At 50.0% G+C, this 20,981-nt stretch carries 17 protein-coding genes; 5 read left to right on the forward strand and 12 right to left on the reverse strand.

What is annotated here, in order from left to right; genetic code table 11:
* Nucleotides 1-76 precede the first annotated feature (76 nt).
* From FND36_11420 to FND36_11440, 5 genes are all read right to left on the reverse strand, one after another.
* Nucleotides 77-1,009: an AEC family transporter gene (locus FND36_11420; GenBank protein ID QDW74592.1), complete on the reverse strand. Its 933-nt coding sequence runs from the start codon at nt 1,007-1,009 to the stop codon at nt 77-79.
* Nucleotides 1,009-2,637, reverse strand: coding sequence for a signal peptidase II (locus FND36_11425; protein QDW74593.1), 1,629 nt, complete (start codon nt 2,635-2,637; stop codon nt 1,009-1,011). Before FND36_11425 ends, FND36_11420 begins: the two co-directional genes overlap by 1 nt.
* A gap of 14 nt (nt 2,638-2,651) precedes the next feature.
* A complete protein-coding gene (locus tag FND36_11430) occupies nt 2,652-4,097 on the reverse strand; it encodes a TrkH family potassium uptake protein (GenBank protein QDW74594.1) in 1,446 nt (481 codons plus the stop codon).
* Nucleotides 4,098-4,115: 18 nt separating this feature from the next.
* Nucleotides 4,116-5,474 (reverse strand): Trk system potassium transporter TrkA, encoded by a 1,359-nt coding sequence (trkA, locus tag FND36_11435; GenBank protein QDW74595.1) that lies wholly within the window; start codon nt 5,472-5,474, stop codon nt 4,116-4,118.
* Nucleotides 5,475-5,685: 211 nt separating this feature from the next.
* A complete protein-coding gene (locus FND36_11440; protein ID QDW74596.1) occupies nt 5,686-7,761 on the reverse strand; it encodes an elongation factor G in 2,076 nt (691 codons plus the stop codon).
* Between the two features lie 213 nt (nt 7,762-7,974).
* On the opposite strand from FND36_11440, the gene FND36_11445 reads away from it, so the two are divergent.
* The gene (locus FND36_11445; GenBank protein QDW74597.1) at nt 7,975-9,069 is read left to right on the forward strand and encodes a prephenate dehydrogenase; all 1,095 of its coding nucleotides are present in this window, start codon (nt 7,975-7,977) and stop codon (nt 9,067-9,069) included.
* Nucleotides 9,059-10,357 (forward strand): 3-phosphoshikimate 1-carboxyvinyltransferase, encoded by a 1,299-nt coding sequence (gene aroA / locus FND36_11450; protein QDW74598.1) that lies wholly within the window; start codon nt 9,059-9,061, stop codon nt 10,355-10,357. Before FND36_11445 ends, aroA begins: the two co-directional genes overlap by 11 nt.
* A gap of 70 nt (nt 10,358-10,427) precedes the next feature.
* Here aroA and FND36_11455 read toward each other — a convergent pair whose 3' ends face one another.
* The 7 genes from FND36_11455 to FND36_11485 form a co-directional block, all read right to left on the reverse strand.
* Nucleotides 10,428-11,600 carry a SpoIIE family protein phosphatase gene (locus tag FND36_11455; protein QDW74599.1) on the reverse strand — a complete coding sequence of 391 codons (1,173 nt, stop codon included), beginning with the start codon at nt 11,598-11,600 and terminating at the stop codon, nt 10,428-10,430.
* Nucleotides 11,597-13,333, reverse strand: coding sequence for a 4Fe-4S dicluster domain-containing protein (locus FND36_11460; GenBank protein ID QDW74600.1), 1,737 nt, complete (start codon nt 13,331-13,333; stop codon nt 11,597-11,599). Before FND36_11460 ends, FND36_11455 begins: the two co-directional genes overlap by 4 nt.
* Before the next feature lie 137 nt (nt 13,334-13,470).
* On the reverse strand, nt 13,471-15,216 hold the full coding sequence (locus FND36_11465) for a 2Fe-2S iron-sulfur cluster binding domain-containing protein (protein QDW74601.1): 1,746 nt from the start codon (nt 15,214-15,216) through the stop codon (nt 13,471-13,473).
* Between the two features lie 15 nt (nt 15,217-15,231).
* Complete coding sequence (gene nuoF / locus FND36_11470; GenBank protein ID QDW74602.1) at nt 15,232-17,022, reverse strand: NADH-quinone oxidoreductase subunit NuoF; 1,791 nt, start codon at nt 17,020-17,022, stop codon at nt 15,232-15,234.
* A gap of 18 nt (nt 17,023-17,040) precedes the next feature.
* Nucleotides 17,041-17,415 carry a (2Fe-2S) ferredoxin domain-containing protein gene (locus FND36_11475; protein QDW74603.1) on the reverse strand — a complete coding sequence of 125 codons (375 nt, stop codon included), beginning with the start codon at nt 17,413-17,415 and terminating at the stop codon, nt 17,041-17,043.
* Between the two features lie 25 nt (nt 17,416-17,440).
* Nucleotides 17,441-17,998 carry an ATP-binding protein gene (locus FND36_11480; GenBank protein ID QDW74604.1) on the reverse strand — a complete coding sequence of 186 codons (558 nt, stop codon included), beginning with the start codon at nt 17,996-17,998 and terminating at the stop codon, nt 17,441-17,443.
* A gap of 2 nt (nt 17,999-18,000) precedes the next feature.
* Nucleotides 18,001-18,495 carry an NAD(P)H-dependent oxidoreductase subunit E gene (locus tag FND36_11485; GenBank protein QDW74605.1) on the reverse strand — a complete coding sequence of 165 codons (495 nt, stop codon included), beginning with the start codon at nt 18,493-18,495 and terminating at the stop codon, nt 18,001-18,003.
* 283 nt (nt 18,496-18,778) lie between these two features.
* Between FND36_11485 and FND36_11490 the strand changes: the two genes are divergently transcribed.
* From FND36_11490 to FND36_11500, 3 genes are read left to right on the forward strand one after another with little or no spacing between them, the layout of a single operon-like run.
* Entirely contained in the window at nt 18,779-19,132 is a 354-nt protein-coding gene (locus FND36_11490; protein ID QDW74606.1) for a hypothetical protein, read from the forward strand.
* Nucleotides 19,129-19,551: an anti-sigma regulatory factor gene (locus tag FND36_11495; protein QDW74607.1), complete on the forward strand. Its 423-nt coding sequence runs from the start codon at nt 19,129-19,131 to the stop codon at nt 19,549-19,551. Before FND36_11490 ends, FND36_11495 begins: the two co-directional genes overlap by 4 nt.
* 54 nt (nt 19,552-19,605) lie before the next feature.
* Nucleotides 19,606-20,979: a 4Fe-4S dicluster domain-containing protein gene (locus FND36_11500; protein ID QDW74608.1), complete on the forward strand. Its 1,374-nt coding sequence runs from the start codon at nt 19,606-19,608 to the stop codon at nt 20,977-20,979.
* Nucleotides 20,980-20,981: the final 2 nt, after the last annotated feature.

Here is a 20,981-nt window from a genome sequence, read left to right on the forward strand (position 1 = left end):
GCAGGAAAGGGGCATCCTCTTCTTAATCTTGAAATATAATCAGATCGGCAGCAAAGCCTTGACAAACCGCGGATGTCTACAACAGCACTTCATAAAACATGGTCATCGCCGGGATTGTAACAATACAGAATACCACGCACATAACATTAAGTATACTGGCGTATTTCGCTTCGCCGCCATACGTCTGGGCCGCCTGCGTGATCATGGTCGCGGGCGGCGCGCACGCAGCCAGAAGCACCACCATCAGAATATATTCCCCATCGGAATGTATCCCCAGCTTACCCAGGCAGGCAAAAAGCCATGTAAAAAAGGCTGGGATCAGAACCAGCCGGATCAGACAGATAAAATAAGCTCTCCCTGGAGCAAATACCTCTCTTAGGTCTATCTCCCCGATCACCATACCGATCACCAGCATACTTACAGGCCCGATCATATCGCCAAATCCGGTGATCGCTGTATTCACTACCACCGGGAAGGAAATTCCTGTACAAAACAGCAGGATCCCCACTCCGATGGCTATCATGTTGGGATTTAAAAGGATTTTCCGATAGTCTCTCTTTCCTCCCCGGATGATCAGTCCCGTGCCGTGCGTCCAAAACAAAACAGTATGAACGATCATATACGCCGACGTATAGAAGATCCACTCATCTCCCAGCACAGAAGCCACCAGCGGGATGGTCAGATTGGCCGCGTTTGTGTAGATCACGGAAGCTCTCTCAATATCCAGCAAATGGAAGGGGCGGCTCAAACCTTTCATGAGAAGGATCATGAAAAAATGCACAAACACAGAAGCCCCAAAGGCCAGCCCCAGTCCCTGAACTTTATCCGAAGTCATCTCGATCTGAAAGGCATTTACGATAATGCAGGGAGAACAGATATAAACCACCATTCTGGATATGATCTTACTATCCTCCGATGTAAACAAATTTGTCTTAACAACCGCATACCCTACGACCATGGCAAGGAACATAGCGGCAATCTCTTCTGCCAGAAGAAGGCTCAATCCCATTACTCTTCCACCTGTCCTGTCTTTTCTGAAGCCGCTCCGAGAGATAACACAACATTCGTTGTCCCGCCCTCTTTATATTCCATCGTAATCTCCTGTCCCACTTCATACCGAAGGATATCGATGAAATCCACCACAGAAACATCAAAAATGTCCTCAGACCCTTCTACCATCACATAATAGTGAGAATTTCCTTCCACCACAGCCTGGGCGATCTTCGTGATCTTTCCGGTCACAGAAAGCACGTCTTTGTCTTCCCCGGATTCTTGATCGATCCCATTGCTGGCAAGAAGATCCAGGTAATTTTCCTCACACTGGCTGACACTGTCTCCGATCGCTACGATCTGATATTTCTGCACATTGACCATAGCATACTTTTTGACCAGACCCGCATCGTCTTTCAGAGCGATAAAATACGTTGGTTCCCCGGAAATATTTAAAAGCAGCGGGAAGGTTGCCGTATACTTCAAGTTTTGCACCTGGCCTTCCGCGGAAGACATGGCGGAAGTTTCAGTCGCCCCCTCCACTTCGTAGTATTTGGTCTCCATAGTCCGCTGATTAGCCAGAACAAAGCCTACATTGGACTGATCCCCATTAACAGAAGTCACGCCCGTATACATCCATACATCATCGTCCAGCGCCAGATAATTGTATCCTTCCGTTGTCTTCAGACAATCCTTCTGGCTGAGGACGCTGTTGAGAAATCCGTGTTTCAAAGTTCCGTAATAATCAAACAGTTCTACCAAAAGATCCGCGGAGTAGGCCCGGTCCACCCATTGAGGCACGTCTTCAATATCATAGGTCTTCATGCTTCCGTCAATGGCGTTGCAGATCACCACTTTCCCTACGGTCTCGCCGCCAAATAATCCGATATTAAACTTTTTGACCGGCGCGATCCAATAAGGAATCCCTTTCTCATCGATCTCAAAGCTCAGCTCTCCATAGATATAGGTAGGATGAGCAAATCTCAGATGCCGGTAAATATTTCGGTTCAGATGCTCGCTGGTGGTATATTTCATTCCTTCTTCCAATTCCACGAGTTCTGTCGTCTGAGTTGCCATATTGATCCTGATATAAGCTGGAATTCCTTCTGAACGGTTTGTAAACCACTTGATCAGATTGGCGTATTTCAGCGGTGTTACTCTCACCGGATTGTCCTGGTAATTGATCTGGCTGTAAATATCATCCGCCTCAAACTGAGATACCATGTCTACCATGCTTCCCATCTTCCGGTCTCCCAGAAGGGCCGCCGTATCTTTATCCAGAAGCGGGATCTTATCAAAGGAAAGTTCCTCCACATCCTCCGTAAACTCCCCTTCTTCTACCTTCATCAGCTGCTGATATTTCTTTGCGTTCACGATTGGTGAAGAAAGCAGCGTCCCCGCCAGATAGACCAAGCCCACCGCCAGGATCAGACCGATAAAGAACCGCAGTCCTTTATTCTCCCGAATCTCTCCCGGCCGTACCCTTTTTCTTGCTCCATAGAGCGCAGCGGCCGCCACAAGCAGCACAATTATGAAAAACCAGGTCCCCGACGAGTGGATATTAAAAGCCGGCAGGGCAATATAATAATACAGCCCCGCCGCAAGAATCACGATCAACGCGATCATCCATTTCCATTTCTTCTTCATACCATTCCTCCCGATCAGAACTTCTTCCTCCAGGCAAACGCCGTAAATAGGATCAAAAATGGGAAAATCTCCAAACGTCCCACCAGCATATCAAGTGAAAAGATAATTTTTGAAAATACCGAAAAATCAGCGAAACTTCCCATCGGCCCCACTACCGCAAATCCCGGTCCAACATTGTTCAATGTGGTCATTACAGCGCTCAGCGTAGTCTCCATATCCATATTATCAAGAGATACCAGGATTACAGATCCGGCGGCAATCACTGCGTATGCCATCAGATAATAATATACATTCTTCAGCGTCTCTGAATTCATCTTTTTCCCATTGAGCCGGATGATACTGACGGACTTTGGATGCACCAACTGTTTGACAGACTGCTTGATCGTTTTCAGAACGACCAATCCTCTGGATACCTTGATGCCTCCGCCGGTGGATGAGGCGCAGGCGCCGATCGCCATCAGAAGGATCAAGATCCATTTCGAGAACATCGGCCAGTAGTTAAAGTCTGTAGTAGCAAAACCGGTAGTTGTTATAATGGAAGCCACCTGGAACAGGGAATACCGCAGAGACTGCATAAAATTCGGATAATCCCCGTTGATATTTATGGCGATCAAAAGCGTTGCGATAGCAATGATCAGCAAATATGCCCTCAATTCCTCGTTCTTCCACACCGGTTTGAAGTCTCGGACGAGCAGCAAGAAATAAAGTCCAAAATTGACTCCAAATAAAATCATAAAGATCGAGATCACCACATCAATATAAGCGCTGTTAAAATGTCCTACACTGAGAGCGTAATTAGAGAACCCTCCGGTTCCCGCCGTCCCGAATGTATGGATCAGGCTGTCAAACAGATTCATACCGCCAAAAAACAGCAGAACCACCTGGATCACCGACAGCGCCAGATACATTCCATATAAGATCCGGGATGATTCCCGCATCTTGGGCACCAATTTGTCCTTCTCCGGCCCCGGCACTTCTGCCCGCATAAGATACATCCCGCTCTCTTTGTCCAGGCTGGTCAGCATCATAGCAAATACCAGCACTCCCATACCGCCTACCCAGTGGGTAAAGCTCCTCCAGAACAGCATACACTGAGGAAGGGCTTCCACATCTGTCAAAATGGTAGAACCTGTTGTTGTAAATCCAGAAACAGTTTCAAAAAACGCGTCAATATAGCTTGGGATACTTCCGGAAATGGTAAATGGCAGCGCGCCAAATAAGGACCACAAGAGCCATACAAGGGCTACGATCAGCATTCCATCTTTTCCATAGATTTTCTTATTCTTCGGTTTTCTGATCCCCGCAAGGAGAAAAATCACTGCCAGAATCCCGGCTGTGATCAAAAAAGAAATCCCGCTCTTTTCTTGATAGATCAATCCGACAAAGGCAGGCAGCAACAGCAGGAGCGCCTCCACTCCAAGCATCTTTCCTAATATGTAACCTATCATTTTCAGATTCATAGCTTTTCCCTCTAATTCCTATACCAGTATATCGCTGAAGCTGTCGATCACATGTCCTTTCGTGACTACGATCACGCTGTCTCCAACCTCAATATGATCATCTCCGTTCGGGATGATGATCTCCCGCTTACGCCCGATACAGGCGATCAAATTGTTGGGCTTTGTCTCCAGATCTTTTAAGGGAACATTTGTAAACCGGCACTCTTTTCGGATGATAAATTCCTGCGCCTCTATTTTTCCATTTACCAATTGGTACATGGTCTCAACATTATCACTGCTGTATGAATTCTTCCTTGCTCTGACGTAGCTCATGATCGCGTCGGCCGTGGCGCTCTTGGCAGAAATGATACTGTCGATACCCATTCCTTCTACCATCTGAGCCCTGCTGTCTTCATTGACTTTTGCGATGATCTTCTCGACTCCCTGGCTTTTCGCGAACAAGGACAAGATAATATTCTCTTCATCCATGCCTGTCAGCGCTACCAGAGCGTCCGCCTCATAAATTCCCTCTTCCATAAGAAGATCATGGTCTGTGGCATCTCCATGGATGATGGTGGCCTTTGGGAAATTCTCGCAAAGCACTTCACACCGCTCTTTATTCTTCTCGATGATCCTGACCTGCATGCCAGCCTGCAAAAGCTGATGAGTCAGATAAAAGCAAAGATGGCCGCCGCCGCAGATCAAAACGTTGCGTACTTTCATAGTTTTTCTTCCCAGTGATTTGAAGAAACTCTTCAGATCACGGTGAGTCGCCGCGATATGCAGCCGGTCGCCCTGCTGGATCACAAAATCCCCGTCCGGGATATAGACTTCGGTTCCTCTCTTTACCGCGCATACCAAGATCTTGATCTGGAATTTCTGATAGATCTCCGCCAGAGAAAGGCCAGCCAGCCGGCTTTCGTCACGTACCGGGAACTCGATCAGTTCCACCCTTCCCTTCATAAAGGTTTCTACTTTATCGGCCTGCGGGAACAGCAGTACTCTTGCGATCTCATTTGCCGCGGTCAGCTCAGGGTTGACTGCCATACTCAGTCTCAGATCTTCTTTCAGCAGACCGATCTGACGGTAATAAATCGGATTACGCACACGGGCGATGGTGTGTTTCGCTCCCAGCCTTCTGGCCAGCAGACAGCTTAACATATTCAGCTCGTCTGTAGACGCGCAGGCGATTACCAGATCCGCATGGGGAACGTCAGCCTGTTTCTGAACTTCTGCATCTACGCCGTTTCCCGTAATACAGAAAATGTCCAATTCATTTAACGCGGCTTTTAATTTCCCCTCATTCTGATCGATCAGTACAATGTCATAGTCCTCATCAGCCAGTTCTGTAGTTAGTTTATGGCCGACTTTTCCATCACCAATAATCACAATTTTCATTTCTTTATCCTCACTGAAGCACAAAATAATAAATGACATTCAGGGCAAACATATTTTTGCCCTGTCAGTAATGAGATTATAGCACTTTTGCATCATAAAAAAAAGAGTCAATTTCCCCCTTTTCTCCGCCTGCGAAAAACGCAAAAAACCGCGCAAAAAAGCTGTCTGGCGAACCAGCGCCAGACAGCCTGTTTTATTCTGAACAAAATCTTTACTCTTCTTCTGCCCTTTTTGCGATCTCTGCTTCCTGCACATCAGACGGGGCCTGCTCGTAACGCGCGAACTCATAAGAGTAGGTTCCGCGCCCCCCTGTCATGGAGCGCAGGGTCGTACAGTATCCGAATAAGCCCGTCATTGGAACGTCTGCTACGATCTCCTGGTTTCCGCCCGCTACCGGGTTCATTCCCAATACACGGCCTCTTCTCTTATTCAGATCACCCATCACATCTCCGGTATAATCATCAGGAACCGTCACCTTCACAGAAGCGATTGGCTCAAGGAGTACTGGAGAGGCTTCCATAAAGCCTTTCTTGAACGCCTGGATCGTTGCGGTCTTAAAAGCCATTTCTGAGGAGTCTACCGGATGATAAGACCCATCATACAAAGTCGCTTTCACGCCTACTACCGGATATCCCGCTAAAGGTCCTTTGATCACAGACTCCTGGAGTCCCTTTTCTACCGCCGGGAAGTAGTTCTTCGGAACCGCGCCTCCTACAACGGTCTCTTCAAATACATACGGTGTCTCCAGGTCTCCGGACGGCTCAAATTTCATCTTAACATGGCCATACTGTCCATGGCCGCCGGACTGTTTCTTGTATTTGGTATCCACATCTGAGTTCTTGCGGATGGTCTCACGGAAGGCAACCTTAGGCGTTTCCAATGTGATCTCGCATTTATATCTCGCCGCCAGCTTGCTTGCCACGATCTCTAAGTGCTGGTCGCCCATACCATAGAGGAGAGTCTGGCGATTCTCGCTGTCATTGACTGCCTTCAGCGTTACATCCTCAGCCATCATTCTCTGAAGAGCCTGGGATACTTTATCCTCATCTCCTTTATTTTTCACCACGTATTTCATATACGTATAAGGTTTGGAGTACTCTGTCCTGCCGTATAAGATTGGCGTGGATTTGGTGGAAAGGGTATCTCCCGTCTTGGTATTGCCCAGTTTTGCGATAGCTCCAATATCGCCCGCGAACAGTTCACTGACCTCCACCGGTTTATTTCCGTTCATGGTATAAATCTTTCCAAGCTTCTCGTCCGCTTCTGTATCCGCGTTGTAAAGCGTGTCCTCTCCTTTGAGTACGCCAGAGCAAACTTTGATGAACGAATACTTTCCGATAAATGGATCTACCATTGTTTTGAATACATAAGCTGATTTCGCTCTCGCGAAGTCATAATCCGCCTGATAGATCTCGTTGGTCTTACGGTTGATTCCGGCGCACTCCCGGCAGTCCGGGCTTGGGAAGAACCGAACGATATCCGACAGCAGGTTGGCTACGCCTTGAGCCTGGATATTGGACCCCATAGCAACCGGAACGATGCTTCCATCCATTACCTCTGTACGCATAGCCGCGCGGATCTCTTCAATGGAGAACTCCTCTCCCGCGAAATAGCGCTCCATAAACTCATCGCTGGTCTCCGCTACCGCTTCCAGCAGCTTCTCCCGGTAGATCTCCAGGTTCGGTTTACAGTAATCCGGAATCTCACATTCTTCTCTCTGGCCGATGCCGGTATAACGTCTTCCCGCGTTCTTAATGATATTGACATATCCCACCAGTTTCTCATTTTCACGGATCGGCTGGAAATGAGGCGCGATCACTTTTCCATAGCGGTCGGTCAGGTCTTGGACTACCTGGCGGAAACTGGCGTCGTCTACGTCCATCTCGGTTACATAGACCATACGCGGAAGATTATATTTATCGCACAATTCCCATGCTTTTTCCGTTCCCACTTCCACGCCGGCCTTGCCGGACACTACGATCACCGCCGCATCCGCCGCGCTGACCGCTTCTTCCACTTCGCCTACAAAATCAAAGTATCCAGGTGTATCCAGTACATTGATCTTAGCTTTCTCCCACTCGATCGGCACCAGCGTTGTGCTGATTGAAAATTCACGCTTCTGTTCCTCTTTATCAAAATCACTGATCGTGTTTCCGTCCGCGACTTTGCCCATCCGGTTCACTGCCCCTGACACATATGCCATGGCTTCCACAAGGCTTGTCTTTCCGCTTCCTCCATGTCCTAAGAGGACCACGTTCCTGATCTCGTCCGTTCTGTAAACTTTCATATAAGCTGCCTCCTTGCCTTAGTAAAATCTCATGTAAACATTGTACTAAAAAATCACTCTCATTACAACTGATTTATGCAATATTTACAACGATTTTTGCTTTTTCGCTTTAAAGCGCTGTATCATTGACAAATCAATTAGGGACAGGGTAAAATGAATTGGGGCCGGGGGATTTTTAAAAAGCCCCCGGCCCCAATTGAAGGAGGATACTTTATGAAACGAAAAATCGGCTTTATCGGCCTTGGCCTGATCGGTGGTTCTATCGCAAAAGCGATCCGGCAGTATTACCCGGATTCAGAGATCGTGGCCTTTGATAAGAATAAAGAAGCATTGGCGCTGGCCACTCAGGAATCTGTCATCGATGTAGCGGTCGCCTCTATTGACGATAACTTCCGCAATTGTGATTACCTGTTCCTTTGCACGCCTGTGGCCTGCAATTGTGCTTATCTGAAACAGCTTGGCGCTTATATGCACGACAACTGCATCCTTACGGACGTTGGAAGCGTAAAAACTGATATCCACCGAGAGGCGAAACGTCTCGGCCTGGAACCGTATTTTATCGGCGGCCATCCCATGGCGGGAAGTGAAAAAAGCGGCTACATGAACGCAAAGGCTATGTTGATCGAAAACGCCTATTATGTACTGACTCCCTCTGAGGAGATTTCCCAGGAAAAGGTGGACCGCTATATCCGTTTTGCGGAGAATCTGCGGGCGATCCCAGTGATCATGGAGCCGGAACAGCATGATTACGTAACCGGCGCCATCAGCCATCTTCCGCATCTGATCGCCGCCAGCCTGGTGAATTTTGTCAAGGACCACGACACCAGAAATGAGATGATGAAAAATCTGGCCGCCGGCGGATTCAAGGATATTACCCGCATCGCGTCCTCTTCACCTTCTATGTGGCAGCATATCTGTATGAAGAATCGGGAAAACATTTCCCAAATCCTGGGAAGCTATATCGATTCTTTGTCCCAGGTCAAAAATCTGATCGATACAGAAGACGAGCAGGGTGTCTATGACTTATTTGACACCTCCCGGAATTACCGGAATTCGTTCCCTGGCGTTTCCGCCGGTCCGATCAAGAAAGCTTTTGCCGTTTACTGCGATATTATTGATGAGGCCGGCGGCATTGCGGCCATTGCTACCATCCTGGCTTCCAACGGCCTGAACATTAAAAATATCGGCATCGTCCACAACAGAGAATTTGAAGAAGGGGTTCTGCGCATTGAATTCTACGACGAGGCTTCTTCCCAGAAAGCGTCGGAATTACTGCAGAAATTTAGGTACATTGTCTATGAGCGTTAGAAAAATCTATCCAGCGAAACAGTTAAAAGGCGAGATCACTGTCCCGGGGGACAAATCCATTTCCCACAGGGCGGTCATGTTAGGTGCCATCGCGCTTGGCACCACGGAGATCAACAATTTTCTATACGGAGCGGACTGCCTCTCCACCATCCGGTGTTTCCAGAAAATGGGCGTGGAGATCGAACAGAAAAGCTCTTGTATCCTGGTCCATGGCCGGGGCCTGCGGGGGCTAAAAGCGCCTGACGGGCTGCTGGATACAGGAAACAGCGGCACCACCACCCGACTTATGTCCGGAATCCTGGCGGGCCAGTCTTTTCCCACCGTCCTGTCTGGTGACGCTTCTTTGAACTCCCGTCCCATGAAGCGGATCATCGCCCCTCTGGGAGAAATGGGCGCCCAGATCGCAAGTGTCCATCACAACGACTGCGCGCCTCTTTCTATCCAGCCCGGAAGACTGCGGGGCATCGCCTATGAGTCCCCGGTAGCCTCCGCCCAGGTAAAATCAGCGATCCTGCTGGCGGGCCTGTACGCGGACGGAGAAACATCGGTAAAAGAACCCGTCCTTTCCCGGAACCATACAGAACTTATGCTCCAGAATTTCGGCGCTTACGTGATGACTGCTCTCCACTCCGGCGGCGGCGCCACCGCCTATGTAGAGCCCTGCCAGGAACTTTACGGACAACAGGTGTTTGTTCCCGGCGATATTTCCTCAGCCGCGTATTTTATCGCCGCGGCTCTTCTAGTCCCGGGCTCTGAACTTCTCGTCAAAAATGTGGGCACTAATTTTACCCGCGCTGGATTCCTGAAGGTATGTGAAGCAATGGGCGCGGATATCGCGCTTCTTAATAAATCCATCGAGGGCGGTGAACCGCGGGCGGATATCCTGGTAAAAAGCAGTCCGCTAAAAGGCACCGTCATTGAAGGGGAGCTGATCCCTTCCCTGATCGATGAACTTCCCATCCTGGCGGTCATGGCTGCCTGCGCGGAGGGAACCACCGTCATCCGTGACGCGGCGGAACTGAAAGTAAAAGAAACCAACCGCATCGACACCGTCACCGCCGGTCTTCAGGCAATGGGCGTTCATGTCACTCCAACCGAAGATGGTATGATCATTGAGGGGCAAGCTTCCTTAAAAGGAGCAGTGATCCAGAGTCATATGGATCACCGCATCGCCATGGCCTTTGCCGTAGCAGGTCTGGCGGCCCAGGGCGAAACCACTATCCAAGACAGTCAGTGTGTAGATGTATCCTATCCAGAGTTTTTTGAAATGTTGGAACAACTTTCGTAATTGTAGACGGGGCCGGGGGATTTTTAAAAATCCCCCGGCCCCGATTAAAAATGCCCTGTCCCTTTTTGACTTAATAATACTTCACGCTCACCTTTTTCCCCATATTTTCTGCACACTCTTTCAACTGATCTACCAGATTCATCCGCATACTCAGCTCGAAATTCAATTCTGACTCTTTATGGGCCTCATTGACGGCTTTTCCTACCAGCAGATTTAGCTCGGTACATTCTTCAATGATGAGTTTGGCCAGCCTGGAGGCGCCATTGTCCGCATCCAGTTCATCGAAGAAGGCTTCGTCGAATTCTCCTTTTTCATATTTCTTCAGCAGGGACAATGCCCGCCCAATGGTCAGTACGCCTTCTGTCACCAGGTCCAGTCCCTCAATGGAAGCCATTGGCGGCACGTCTGGATCTGTATGATCCGCGGCCGTCACAATCTCTTTTCCCAGCACTCTTGCCGCAATGTTGGCGCTGGTCCCGCCGCAGACAACTTTCTTGCCTTCTCCGGCCATCAGATCCCGGACCACCTGCTCGTCCATCTCCTTCTCCGCCGGAGGCCCGGTAAACAAGTTCACGATCCTCCGTTCCATGATTCTGGCCACCGCCACGGTGGTATCATCTCCCGGCCTCTCCCCATACAGATCAAAACAGACCTGGCTCAGCATGGCTGCCAGCCGGGAGGCGGAAAGGGTTTGTTTCGTACATTTCAGGGCGTATCCGGCCATATCCTCCCAAGTCCAATTGAGATTCATCAGTTCTCCCTCGCCCGCCCAGATCACTCCGTCACTCATCAGCACAAAACAGTCTTTAAGGCGCACCCGGAACCGATATTCCCGGATCTTCTTCCCGCAGATCTCGCGTTCCTCATAGGGGTAATCCATGATCTTCCCATCCCGGATAAAGATACAGGCCGGATTATCATATTCCACCAGATATGCCTCCCCATTATGGAAAATCTGCAGGATGCTGAATGTTGCGTAGGCTACTTTGCGCACGCTGCAGATGGGAAGAGTCTTAGCGATCGTCTCCACGCAGTCTTCGATGGGGGCCCCTTCCAGAAACATGGTTCCCAAGATTTTAGAAGTCAGAGTAGCCAAAATATTGGCCTTCACCCCGCTTCCCATACCATCCGCCAGAATCATGATCTCAGAGTCTTCCGTCTTTAAGATTTCCACCTTGTCTCCGCACAATTCCTCTCCATATTTATTCAGGCTCTTATAGGAGGCGTCAATGCTTACACTCATACCGTTTCCTCCTCATCTCCAAAGAGAATGGAATCCCTCAGTTTGGACAGGGTCACTTTCGTCTCTGCCGTGGTCTCTCCCAGAAGTCCCGCGATCTCCTGGGCTACCATCATCTGATTGTCGATCACCTTCTGAGCCATCTCAACCGTCTCCACCTTTAACTGATACCGCTGTTCTTTGGCTTTCTCTTCTCTTGTGATATCCTGGTAGGTGACCAGCACAGACTCCAGATGTTCTATGTAGACAATGGTCTCCAGCACTGTGATCCCCGTATGCGGAATGGATGTCTTCTTCCGCAGGACCGGCTCTTTGGTCTTTAGCACCTCGGCAATATCCTTCTCATCCACAAACTCGAAGATATACCGCTCCAGCGCCTCGCTCCTGGACACGTCCAGAAGTTCCTGGGCCTTCTTATTACATTCCCGGATCCGCAGATCCTTTCCAACGATCAGGATCATGTTGGGCGTTACATCCATCACAATATTGGACATAGATTCCGCCTGCTCCAAGGCATGAGGCAGACACATGCCGATCTCTGCTTTCCCCTGGTATACTGCCCTGGCTTTCTCCCGGCAGGTGGGATATCCGCAGGCGCCGCAGTTTAGCTCGTCTTCTCCGGTATATTTTCCCATGGCGTGAAGTACCTGCCTTAGTTCCGCTTCTCCCGGCTCCCGGTCCCGCACTCTCCGGTCATAGAAATGCTTGTCCATCGCTATATTGTGTCCGTCAATCCCCTCTGCTTCCTCCCGGTGGGGAGCATGGGTTTCCACGTTGAATTTCGCCCGTACAGAGGAACGCTGCCACTGATCTGACGCCGGACCTTTGACGCAGCCGCCCTCGCACACATTGACCTCGAAGAATCCGTGTGTGAGGGCTCCCTGCTCCAGTTCCCGGAACAGCTCCATACAATTTTTCAGTCCATCCACATGCACCTTATAGTAGGCTTCCTGCTCATCCTCTTCCCGATGGCTGCCCGCCAGCACAGAGGTGATAATCCCGCCGCTGACCGGATAGAGCTGGTTGACTTTCGGGTCCGGGTTCCCCATGGGCCGTTCCTCACACTGGCAGACATCAATCCCCGCTTCTTTCCACCATTGCTCCACTTCCTGGAACGTCAGGATCGCGTCGATGACTCCCGCCACCCGCTCATCCCCTTCCGCTTCTTCCTTCTTGGCGATGCAGGGGCCTAAGAAGACTACCTTTACGCCATCCCCATAGATATCCCGGATCAATCGGCCATGAGCGATCATGGGCGATACAACCGGAGCCATCCACCGGGTCAGAGAAGGGTAGTACTTCTCGATCAGATCATTGACGCTGGGACAGCAGGTAGTGATGATGTTCTCCATCTTTCCTTCCCGCAGCAGTTTCCCATATTCTCTTGTCACAAGAGCCGCCCCTTCCGCCGTTTCCCTCACCTGCGCGAATCCCAGCTTCTCAAGGGCTGCCACCACCTGTCCCGGCTTCCGGTAATCCAGCACGCCCAGATAGGAGGGCGCAATGGAAATGATCACCTTTTCTCCCCGTCCCAGATACCCTTTCACCCGTTCCATATCGCTGGCAAACGTCTTGGCGTTCTGGGGACAGACTTCCAGGCAATGGCCGCAGTTGATGCAGTGATCTTTCATGATATGGGCCTGCTCATTCTGTACTGAGATCGCCTTTACCTCACAGTTGCGCACGCATTTGTAACAGTGCCGGCAGCTGGCATCTTTAAAATCAATTACCCTCACGCTCGTTCCTCCTTATTTTTCCGTACAATTTGCTGGTTCTATTATATCATCGCGCAGATTTCCAGGCAATGAGACTCTTCCTTCTTGATCAAAGAGAGCGGAGAAGTCCCTTGCCTTCTCCGCTCTCTTTTCTCTCTTTATCCGTTGATGGTCCGCTTTACATACGTTGTATGCAAGGTTTCATGTGCTTTATGGCTTCCCGGTTCTCCCAGATACTCTTCATAGAGCTTCTTGATAGCCGGATTCTCATGAGACTTACGGATGGTTTTCGCCGCGTCATTCTTATACAGAACGCTTGCCCGGATTCCCCGCACATCCGTGAAGTTACGCACTTCGCCTGACACCTGAGGCTGGCCGCCGCCGTTGACGCAGCCGCCGGGACATCCCATGATCTCGATAAAGTGATACTGGGCTTCGCCAGATTTCACTTTATTCAGCAGCTCTCTGGCATTTCCAAGGCCGGAAGCAACTGCCACTTTCACGTCCATGCCCGCCACATTGTAAGCGGCCTCCTTGATGCCCTTTGTTCCGCGCACATCTGTGAAATCCAGATTTCCAAGCTCTTCTCCTGTCAGCACTTCCACCGCGGTACGCAGAGCCGCTTCCATAACGCCTCCGGTAGCGCCGAAGATCACGGCCGCGCCAGTGGACTCTCCCATAGGATCGTCAAACTCTTCATCCGGAAGCATCTGGAAATTAATGCCGCAGCGCTTGATCAGCCTTGCCAGCTCTCTTGTGGTAAGGGCGATATCTACATCCGGAACCCCTGCTGCCGCCTGGTCGTCCCTGCCGATCTCAAACTTCTTGGCTGTACATGGCATAACACTGACAGATATGATCTTCTTGGGATCAATGCCTTCTTTCTCAGCAAAGTAAGTTTTCAGCATAGCGCCAAACATCTGCTGCGGCGACTTACAGGAGGATAGATTCTCCGTCATATCCGGGAAATAGTGCTCACAGTATTTGATCCATCCCGGTGAACAGGAGGTGATCAATGGAAGCACGCCGCCATTCTTGATCCGGTCCAAAAGCTCGGTGGCTTCCTCCATAATGGTAAGGTCTGCCGCCCAGTCCGTGTCAAAGACTTTATCGAATCCGATCCGGCGCAGAGCCGCCGCCATCTTTCCTTCCACATCCGTTCCCATAGGATATCCAAATTCTTCGCCAAGACCAGCCCGCACGGAAGGAGCCGTCTGTACCACCACGTATTTATCCGGGTCCGCAATGGCATCCAGCACCTGCTGGGTATAATCCTTCTCATAGAGGGCGCCCGTTGGACAGACAGCGATACACTGGCCGCAGGAAACACAGCTGGTCTCTCCAAGTCCCATCTCGAAGGCCGATCCGATGGAAGTAGCAAATCCGCGGTTATTCGGTCCGATCACTCCGATGCCCTGAGTCTTCTCACAGGTAGCCACGCACCGGCGGCACAGGATACATTTATTATTGTCCCGGATCATATGGGCCGCAGAGTCATCCAGTTCATAGTGGTTGGTCTCTCCCTGGAAATAATCCTCATCCTCTACGCCATACTCCCGGCAGAGCTGCTGCAGTTCACAATTCCCGCTGCGCACGCAGGACAGACACTTTTTGTCATGATTGGAAAGCAGAAGCTGCAATGTCCGTTTCCTGGACTCGATCAGTCTTGGGGTGTTGGTGTAGACCTCCATCCCTTCATTGACTGGATATACGCAGGCCGCCACCAGATTCCTGGCGCCTGCCACTTCTACCACGCACATCCGGCAGGCTCCGATCTCGTTGATCTCTTTGAGGTAACACAGCGTTGGTATGCGGATTCCCGCAAGATGGGCCGCTTCGAGGATCGTAGAGCCTGCGGGAGCCGTTACATTCAGTCCATTGATTTTCAAATTCACTTTTTCCATAGTCTCTCTCCTCCCTTACTCTTTATAGATCGCGCCGAACCGGCATTTTTCCATACAAGCTCCGCACTTGACACATTTCGACTGGTCAATGACGTGGGGCTCTTTTACAGCGCCTGTGATCGCGTCATTCGGACAAGTCCTTGCGCACAGCGTACAGCCTTTACATTTATCCGCGTCGATCTTATAAGAAAGAAGAGCCTTGCAGACACCTGCCGGACATTTCTTATCCACAATATGGGCAATATACTCATCCTTGAAATAACGCAGGGTGGAAAGCACCGGATTGGGCGCCGTCTGTCCCAGGGCGCACAGAGAATTTGATTTCAAATGCGCCGCCAGTTCTTCCAATTTATCCAGATCTTCCATGGTTCCCTGGCCGTTGGTGATCTTCTCCAGGATCTCCAGCATCCGCCTGGTACCGATCCGGCATGGCGTACATTTTCCGCAGGATTCATCTACCGTGAATTCCAGGAAGAACTTAGCGATGTCCACCATACACGTATCCTCATCCATGACGATCAGACCGCCTGATCCCATCATAGAACCGATGGCGATCAGGTTATCGTAGTCGATGGGCACGTCAAAGTGTTCCGCCGGGATACAGCCTCCGGAAGGTCCTCCTGTCTGCGCCGCTTTGAATTTCTTTCCGTTTGGGATCCCTCCGCCGATCTCCTCTACGATCTCTCTCAAAGTAGTTCCCATGGGAATCTCTACCAGTCCGGTGTTCTTTACTTTGCCGCCCAGGGCGAATACTTTCGTTCCTTTGGATTTCTCCGTTCCCATGGAAGCGAACCATTCCGCTCCATTAAGGATGATCTGGGGGATGTTGGCATAGGTCTCTACGTTATTTAAGATCGTTGGTTTCTGGAACAATCCTTTCAGCGCGGGGAATGGCGGACGGGGACGGGGCTCGCCGCGGTTTCCTTCGATGGAAGTCATAAGCGCCGTTTCCTCTCCGCAGACAAAGGCGCCGGCTCCCAGCCGCAGTTCGATATCAAAGTCGAATCCCGTATCAAAGATATTCTTGCCCAGAAGTCCGTATTCTCTCGCCTGCTTGATAGCGATATTCAGCCGCTCTACCGCGATAGGATACTCGGCCCGCACATAAATATACCCCTGGGAAGCCCCGATGGCGTATCCCGCGATAGCCATGGCTTCCAGCACCACATGGGGGTCTCCTTCCAATACGGAACGGTCCATAAACGCACCCGGATCTCCCTCGTCCGCGTTGCAGCAGACATATTTCTGATCTGCCTGGTTGGCGGCCGCGAATTTCCACTTCAATCCAGTGGGGAATCCGGCGCCGCCCCGGCCCCTTAATCCGCTGTCTAAGATGATCTGGATCACGTCTTCCGGCTTCATAGTAGTCAGCACCGTTCCCAGAGCTTCATATCCATGAGTGCCTATGTATTCTTCAATATTCTCCGGATTGATCACACCGCAGTTCCTAAGGGCCACCCGGTGCTGTTTCTTATAGAACTGGGTCTCCTGAAGGGGAAGGATCTCTTCCGTATTCTTCACTGTCTCATCATACAGGAGACGTTTTACCACCCGGCCTTTGAGCAGGTGTTCAGACACGATCTCCGGAATGTCTTCTTCCTTGACCATGGCATAGAAAGAACCTTCCGGGTACACGATCATGATCGGTCCCAGCGCGCACAGACCAAAACATCCTGTCTTTACCACGCCTACTTCCTGCTCCAATCCGTTTCTCTTGATCTCTTCTTCTAGTTTTTCTCTGATCTTCTGGCTGCCAGAGGAAGTACATCCTGTTCCACCGCAAACCAAAACATGCGAACGATACATTGTCTCATACCTCCTTCTTTATTCCTGTACAGCGCCTAGTGTATACTTGGTGACCACCTGCCCTTTTTTCAAATGCAGATCAAATACTTCCATTGCTTTCTCCTGGGTCATCTTTACATAGGTCACCTTCTCTTTTCCCGGTTCCAGTACTTCCACGATCGGCTCATACTGGCATAATCCGATACAGCCAGTGGGGGTCACGCTGATCTTATCCGTCAAAAATTCCTTCTGTACCGCATCCGAAAGGGCGGCCAGCACCGGCCTGGCTCCGCTGGCAATGCCGCAGGTTGCCATGCCTACCACCACTCTGGTCTGGGTCTCACTCTCAGAGCGCACTCCTACTTTACTCTGGTTCCGTTCTCTTATCGCTTTTAATTCTTCCAGAGATTTCATACTCATCCTCCTTATCGTCTCATCCTCACCACAATGTTCCGTCGTCTACTTCCTTCTTTCCTTCTGCCAGATAGTCTTTGATAAATCTGGACACCTCCGCGTCCTGGAAAGAGATATCTCCCAGAATTTCTCGCATTTCTCTGGTATCCAGCACAAATTCTCTTCCATCCAGAGCATACCGGTAATGAAAATCAATCTGCTCGTTGTACACGATCAAAGTATAGATGGCAGCGTTGATATCCCCTACAGGCATCCGGTCGATATGGGACAGTCCAAATATTGCCCTCACAAGGGTTCCTTCTCCTTCTTTTGAACAAAGTTCAAAGTTTCCGCCGGAACCTTCTGCCGCCTGTTTAAAAAAAGGGATCCCAAGTCCTATCCTCCGGGTAGTCCGGGTAGTATAAAACGGATCTAGCGCCTGTTCCGCCTGGTTCTTACTCATTCCGCATCCATTATCTTTGATAGTGACTATAAGCCTGTCTTTCTTCGTATCTGCCTCCATGCTGATCTCTATGAGACTGGCGCCGGCCCGCACAGAGTTCTCCGCCACATCCAGCACATGCAGGGAAATTTCTGTCAGCATGGCTATTCGTATTTTGCCAGAATATCGTCAATATCATCCACCGTCAGACGGCCATACACCTCGTCGTTGACCATCATGACCGGCGCAAGGCCGCAGGCTCCTACACAGCGGCAGGCATCCAGAGAAAATTTCCCGTCCGGCGTACACTCTCCGCCCACGATCCCTAATTTTTCCATCAGCTTATTATATATATCCCCAGAGCCTTTTACATAACAGGCTGTTCCAAGACAGACGGATATCCGGTACCGCCCCTTGGGGTTCAGATTGAACTGGGAATAAAAGGTAGCCACTCCGTAGATCTTCTCAAGCGGGATTCCCGTCTCATCAGAAATGATCTTCTGCACTTCGATCGGCAGATATCCGTAGATTTCTTGAGCCCTCTGCAAAATTGGCATAAGAGAACCTTTTTCATCTTTCAGCTCGGCAATCATTTCCAACAGTTCTTGCTTTTGCGCTTCCGTTCCGTTAAACTGAACTGTACTTTTTTTAGAAAGCATTCTTCTTTTTACCTCCCTTTACTGTCTTATTTTTTTCATTGCTCTTCCTTGCAGACACATTGAATTTCCATATCATTTTATCATACAGATTATGAAAAAGCCACATATTTTAATTCTAAATATTATTAAATTTCAGAATTTTTAAACAAATTTTTTAACAATGTTGTTAAAAAAATCGCAAATATCGAACTTGTTTTTGGTAATATTATACAATATCCTGTTGATTTTCATTTTCCACGGTGATATACTGGAAAAAATAAAGCTGTCAAAAAGGGAGATATCTATGACCATCGAAAAGATCAAAACACTTTTGCGCGCGGACGTTCTCTACGGCCTGGATTTCCTGGACCGGGAAGTACAATACGCTTTCTCTTCTGATATGATGAGCGATGTTCTGGCTTTTGCCAGCGAAGAATCCGCTCTGATCACAGGCCTTTGCAATGCTCAGGTGGTGCGCACGGCAGAGATGCTGGATATTGTCTGTATCATTTTTGTCCGGAATAAGATTCCGGATCAAACGATCCTGGCTCTCGCGCAGGATAAAGAAATCGTGATCCTCTGCACAGAACACGGGATGTTTAATTCCTGTGGGATCCTATACAGCAATGGCTTACGTGGAGGTGCTTTCAATCAATGACGGAACATCTGACTTTTCATTATGATATACCTGGAGATGATTTTACCCGCGCCGGCGCAGCCAGCAGCAGTGTGAAGAATAAATTAAAACTGATGGGCGTAGACAGTAATGTGATCCGGAAGGTGTCTATCGCCATGTACGAAGGAGAGATCAACATGGTCATCCACGCGGACGGCGGGGTCATCGATGTGGATGTCAGCCAGGATAATATCCGCATTGTCCTGGCCGATACAGGACCTGGCATCGCGGATATAGACAAAGCGATGCAGGCCGGATATTCCACCGCCCCGGAAGAGGTCCGTTCTCTTGGCTTTGGCGCCGGAATGGGGCTCCCAAACATGCAGAAATATTCAGATCACATGGATATAGATTCCACTGTGGGCGTCGGCACCACGGTAACTATGGATATCCGTCTGTAATAGTCATAAACAGCTAAAGCGGCAAATCGGATCGACATCAGGGAGGAGACTCGCATGGATAAATTTATTCATTCTGTACAACTGGATACGGAAGCCTGCAGGGGATGCATCAATTGCATTAAATACTGCCCCACCCAGGCTATCCGGGTGCAAAACGGGAAAGCCAGGATCAAACCTCAGTTCTGCGTGGACTGCGGCCGCTGCATCCGTTACTGCCCGCACCATGCCAAGATCCCTGTTTATGATTCGGTGGAAGAGATCCAGAATTACAAGTATACAGTAGCTCTTCCGGCTCCTTCCCTTTATTCCCAGTTTAACAATCTCAAGAATGTAGACGTGGTTTTGAACGCTCTGCTCTCCATGGGATTTGACGATGTGTTCGAGGTCAGCGCGGCCGCGGAACTGGTATCGGAAGCTTCCCGCGCTTATATTAGCGAACACAGAGATGAAGCGCCCTTTATCAGCACCGCATGCCCGTCTATCGTACGGATTGTCCGGGTGAAATTCCCCACGCTGATCCCGCGCCTGCTTCCTTTGAAACCTCCGGTAGAAGTGGCGGCAGAGATCGCCCGTAAAAAAGCGGCGGAAAAATCCGGCCTTGCTCCAGAAGAGATCGGCATCTTTTTCATCTCTCCCTGCCCGTCAAAGGTAACTTATGCCAAAGCTCCGCTTGGCATTGAAAAGAGCCAGATCGACAAGGTCCTGGCTATCAAAGATGTCTATCCCATCTTGTTGGAGCATATGACTGACGATGAGACCAAGTTAAAACCTCTGGCCTCTTCCGGACGCATCGGCATCGGCTGGAGCAACGCCGGCGGCGAGGCCGCCGGACTCATCACCGATGACTATCTGGCCTGCGATGGCATCATGGGCGCTTTGCGGGTTTTGAGCGATCTGGAAGACGAAAAATTCCATGGGCTGAAATTCGTAGAGCTTAATGCCTGTAACGGCGGATGTGTGGGAGGTCCTCTGACGGTAGAAAACCCTTATGTAGCTACCGCCAAGTCCAAGAAACTCCACCGCTATCTCCCTGTAGCCCAGACTCATGGAGAAAACTATCCGGACATCGACTATCACTGGTCTTCTTATGTGGAATACGAACCCGTCTTCCGGCTTGGTGATTCTTTCCTGGAAAGCCTGGAAATGATGGGCGCTATCGAAGAACTGACGGAACAGCTTCCGGGGCTGGACTGCGGCTCCTGCGGCGCTCCCACCTGCCGGGCGCTGGCGGAGGATATCGTACGAGGTGAAGCCTCCAAAAACGACTGTATTTATCTGTTCCATGAATATATCAACACGCTGGCTAAGGAGATTGCCTATCTCTCCCACTCTCCGGACGGAGATGGAGAAAGCGGAGAAGCCGGGGAATTTTCTATGGAAGCTTATATTGAGAAGCTGACCACTGAACTAGACAAAAGGGAGCGATAAGC

This window comes from Lachnospiraceae bacterium KGMB03038 (assembly GCA_007361935.1).
Lineage (GTDB): Bacteria > Bacillota > Clostridia > Lachnospirales > Lachnospiraceae > Massilistercora.

Excerpts from the sequence above, each read along its gene's own strand:
- FND36_11420 (QDW74592.1), bottom strand. The coding sequence starts at position 1,009 with ATGGGATTGAGCCTTCTTCTGGCAGAAGAGATTGCCGCTATGTTCCTT.
- FND36_11425 (QDW74593.1), bottom strand. The coding sequence starts at position 2,637 with ATGAAGAAGAAATGGAAATGGATGATCGCGTTGATCGTGATTCTTGCG.
- FND36_11430 (QDW74594.1), bottom strand. The coding sequence starts at position 4,097 with ATGAATCTGAAAATGATAGGTTACATATTAGGAAAGATGCTTGGAGTG.
- trkA (QDW74595.1), bottom strand. The coding sequence starts at position 5,474 with ATGAAAATTGTGATTATTGGTGATGGAAAAGTCGGCCATAAACTAACT.
- FND36_11440 (QDW74596.1), bottom strand. The coding sequence starts at position 7,761 with ATGAAAGTTTACAGAACGGACGAGATCAGGAACGTGGTCCTCTTAGGA.
- FND36_11445 (QDW74597.1), top strand. The coding sequence starts at position 7,975 with ATGAAACGAAAAATCGGCTTTATCGGCCTTGGCCTGATCGGTGGTTCT.
- aroA (QDW74598.1), top strand. The coding sequence starts at position 9,059 with ATGAGCGTTAGAAAAATCTATCCAGCGAAACAGTTAAAAGGCGAGATC.
- FND36_11455 (QDW74599.1), bottom strand. The coding sequence starts at position 11,600 with ATGAGTGTAAGCATTGACGCCTCCTATAAGAGCCTGAATAAATATGGA.
- FND36_11465 (QDW74601.1), bottom strand. The coding sequence starts at position 15,216 with ATGGAAAAAGTGAATTTGAAAATCAATGGACTGAATGTAACGGCTCCC.
- nuoF (QDW74602.1), bottom strand. The coding sequence starts at position 17,022 with ATGTATCGTTCGCATGTTTTGGTTTGCGGTGGAACAGGATGTACTTCC.
- FND36_11475 (QDW74603.1), bottom strand. The coding sequence starts at position 17,415 with ATGAAATCTCTGGAAGAATTAAAAGCGATAAGAGAACGGAACCAGAGT.
- FND36_11480 (QDW74604.1), bottom strand. The coding sequence starts at position 17,998 with ATGCTGACAGAAATTTCCCTGCATGTGCTGGATGTGGCGGAGAACTCT.
- FND36_11485 (QDW74605.1), bottom strand. The coding sequence starts at position 18,495 with ATGCTTTCTAAAAAAAGTACAGTTCAGTTTAACGGAACGGAAGCGCAA.
- FND36_11490 (QDW74606.1), top strand. The coding sequence starts at position 18,779 with ATGACCATCGAAAAGATCAAAACACTTTTGCGCGCGGACGTTCTCTAC.
- FND36_11495 (QDW74607.1), top strand. The coding sequence starts at position 19,129 with ATGACGGAACATCTGACTTTTCATTATGATATACCTGGAGATGATTTT.
- FND36_11500 (QDW74608.1), top strand. The coding sequence starts at position 19,606 with ATGGATAAATTTATTCATTCTGTACAACTGGATACGGAAGCCTGCAGG.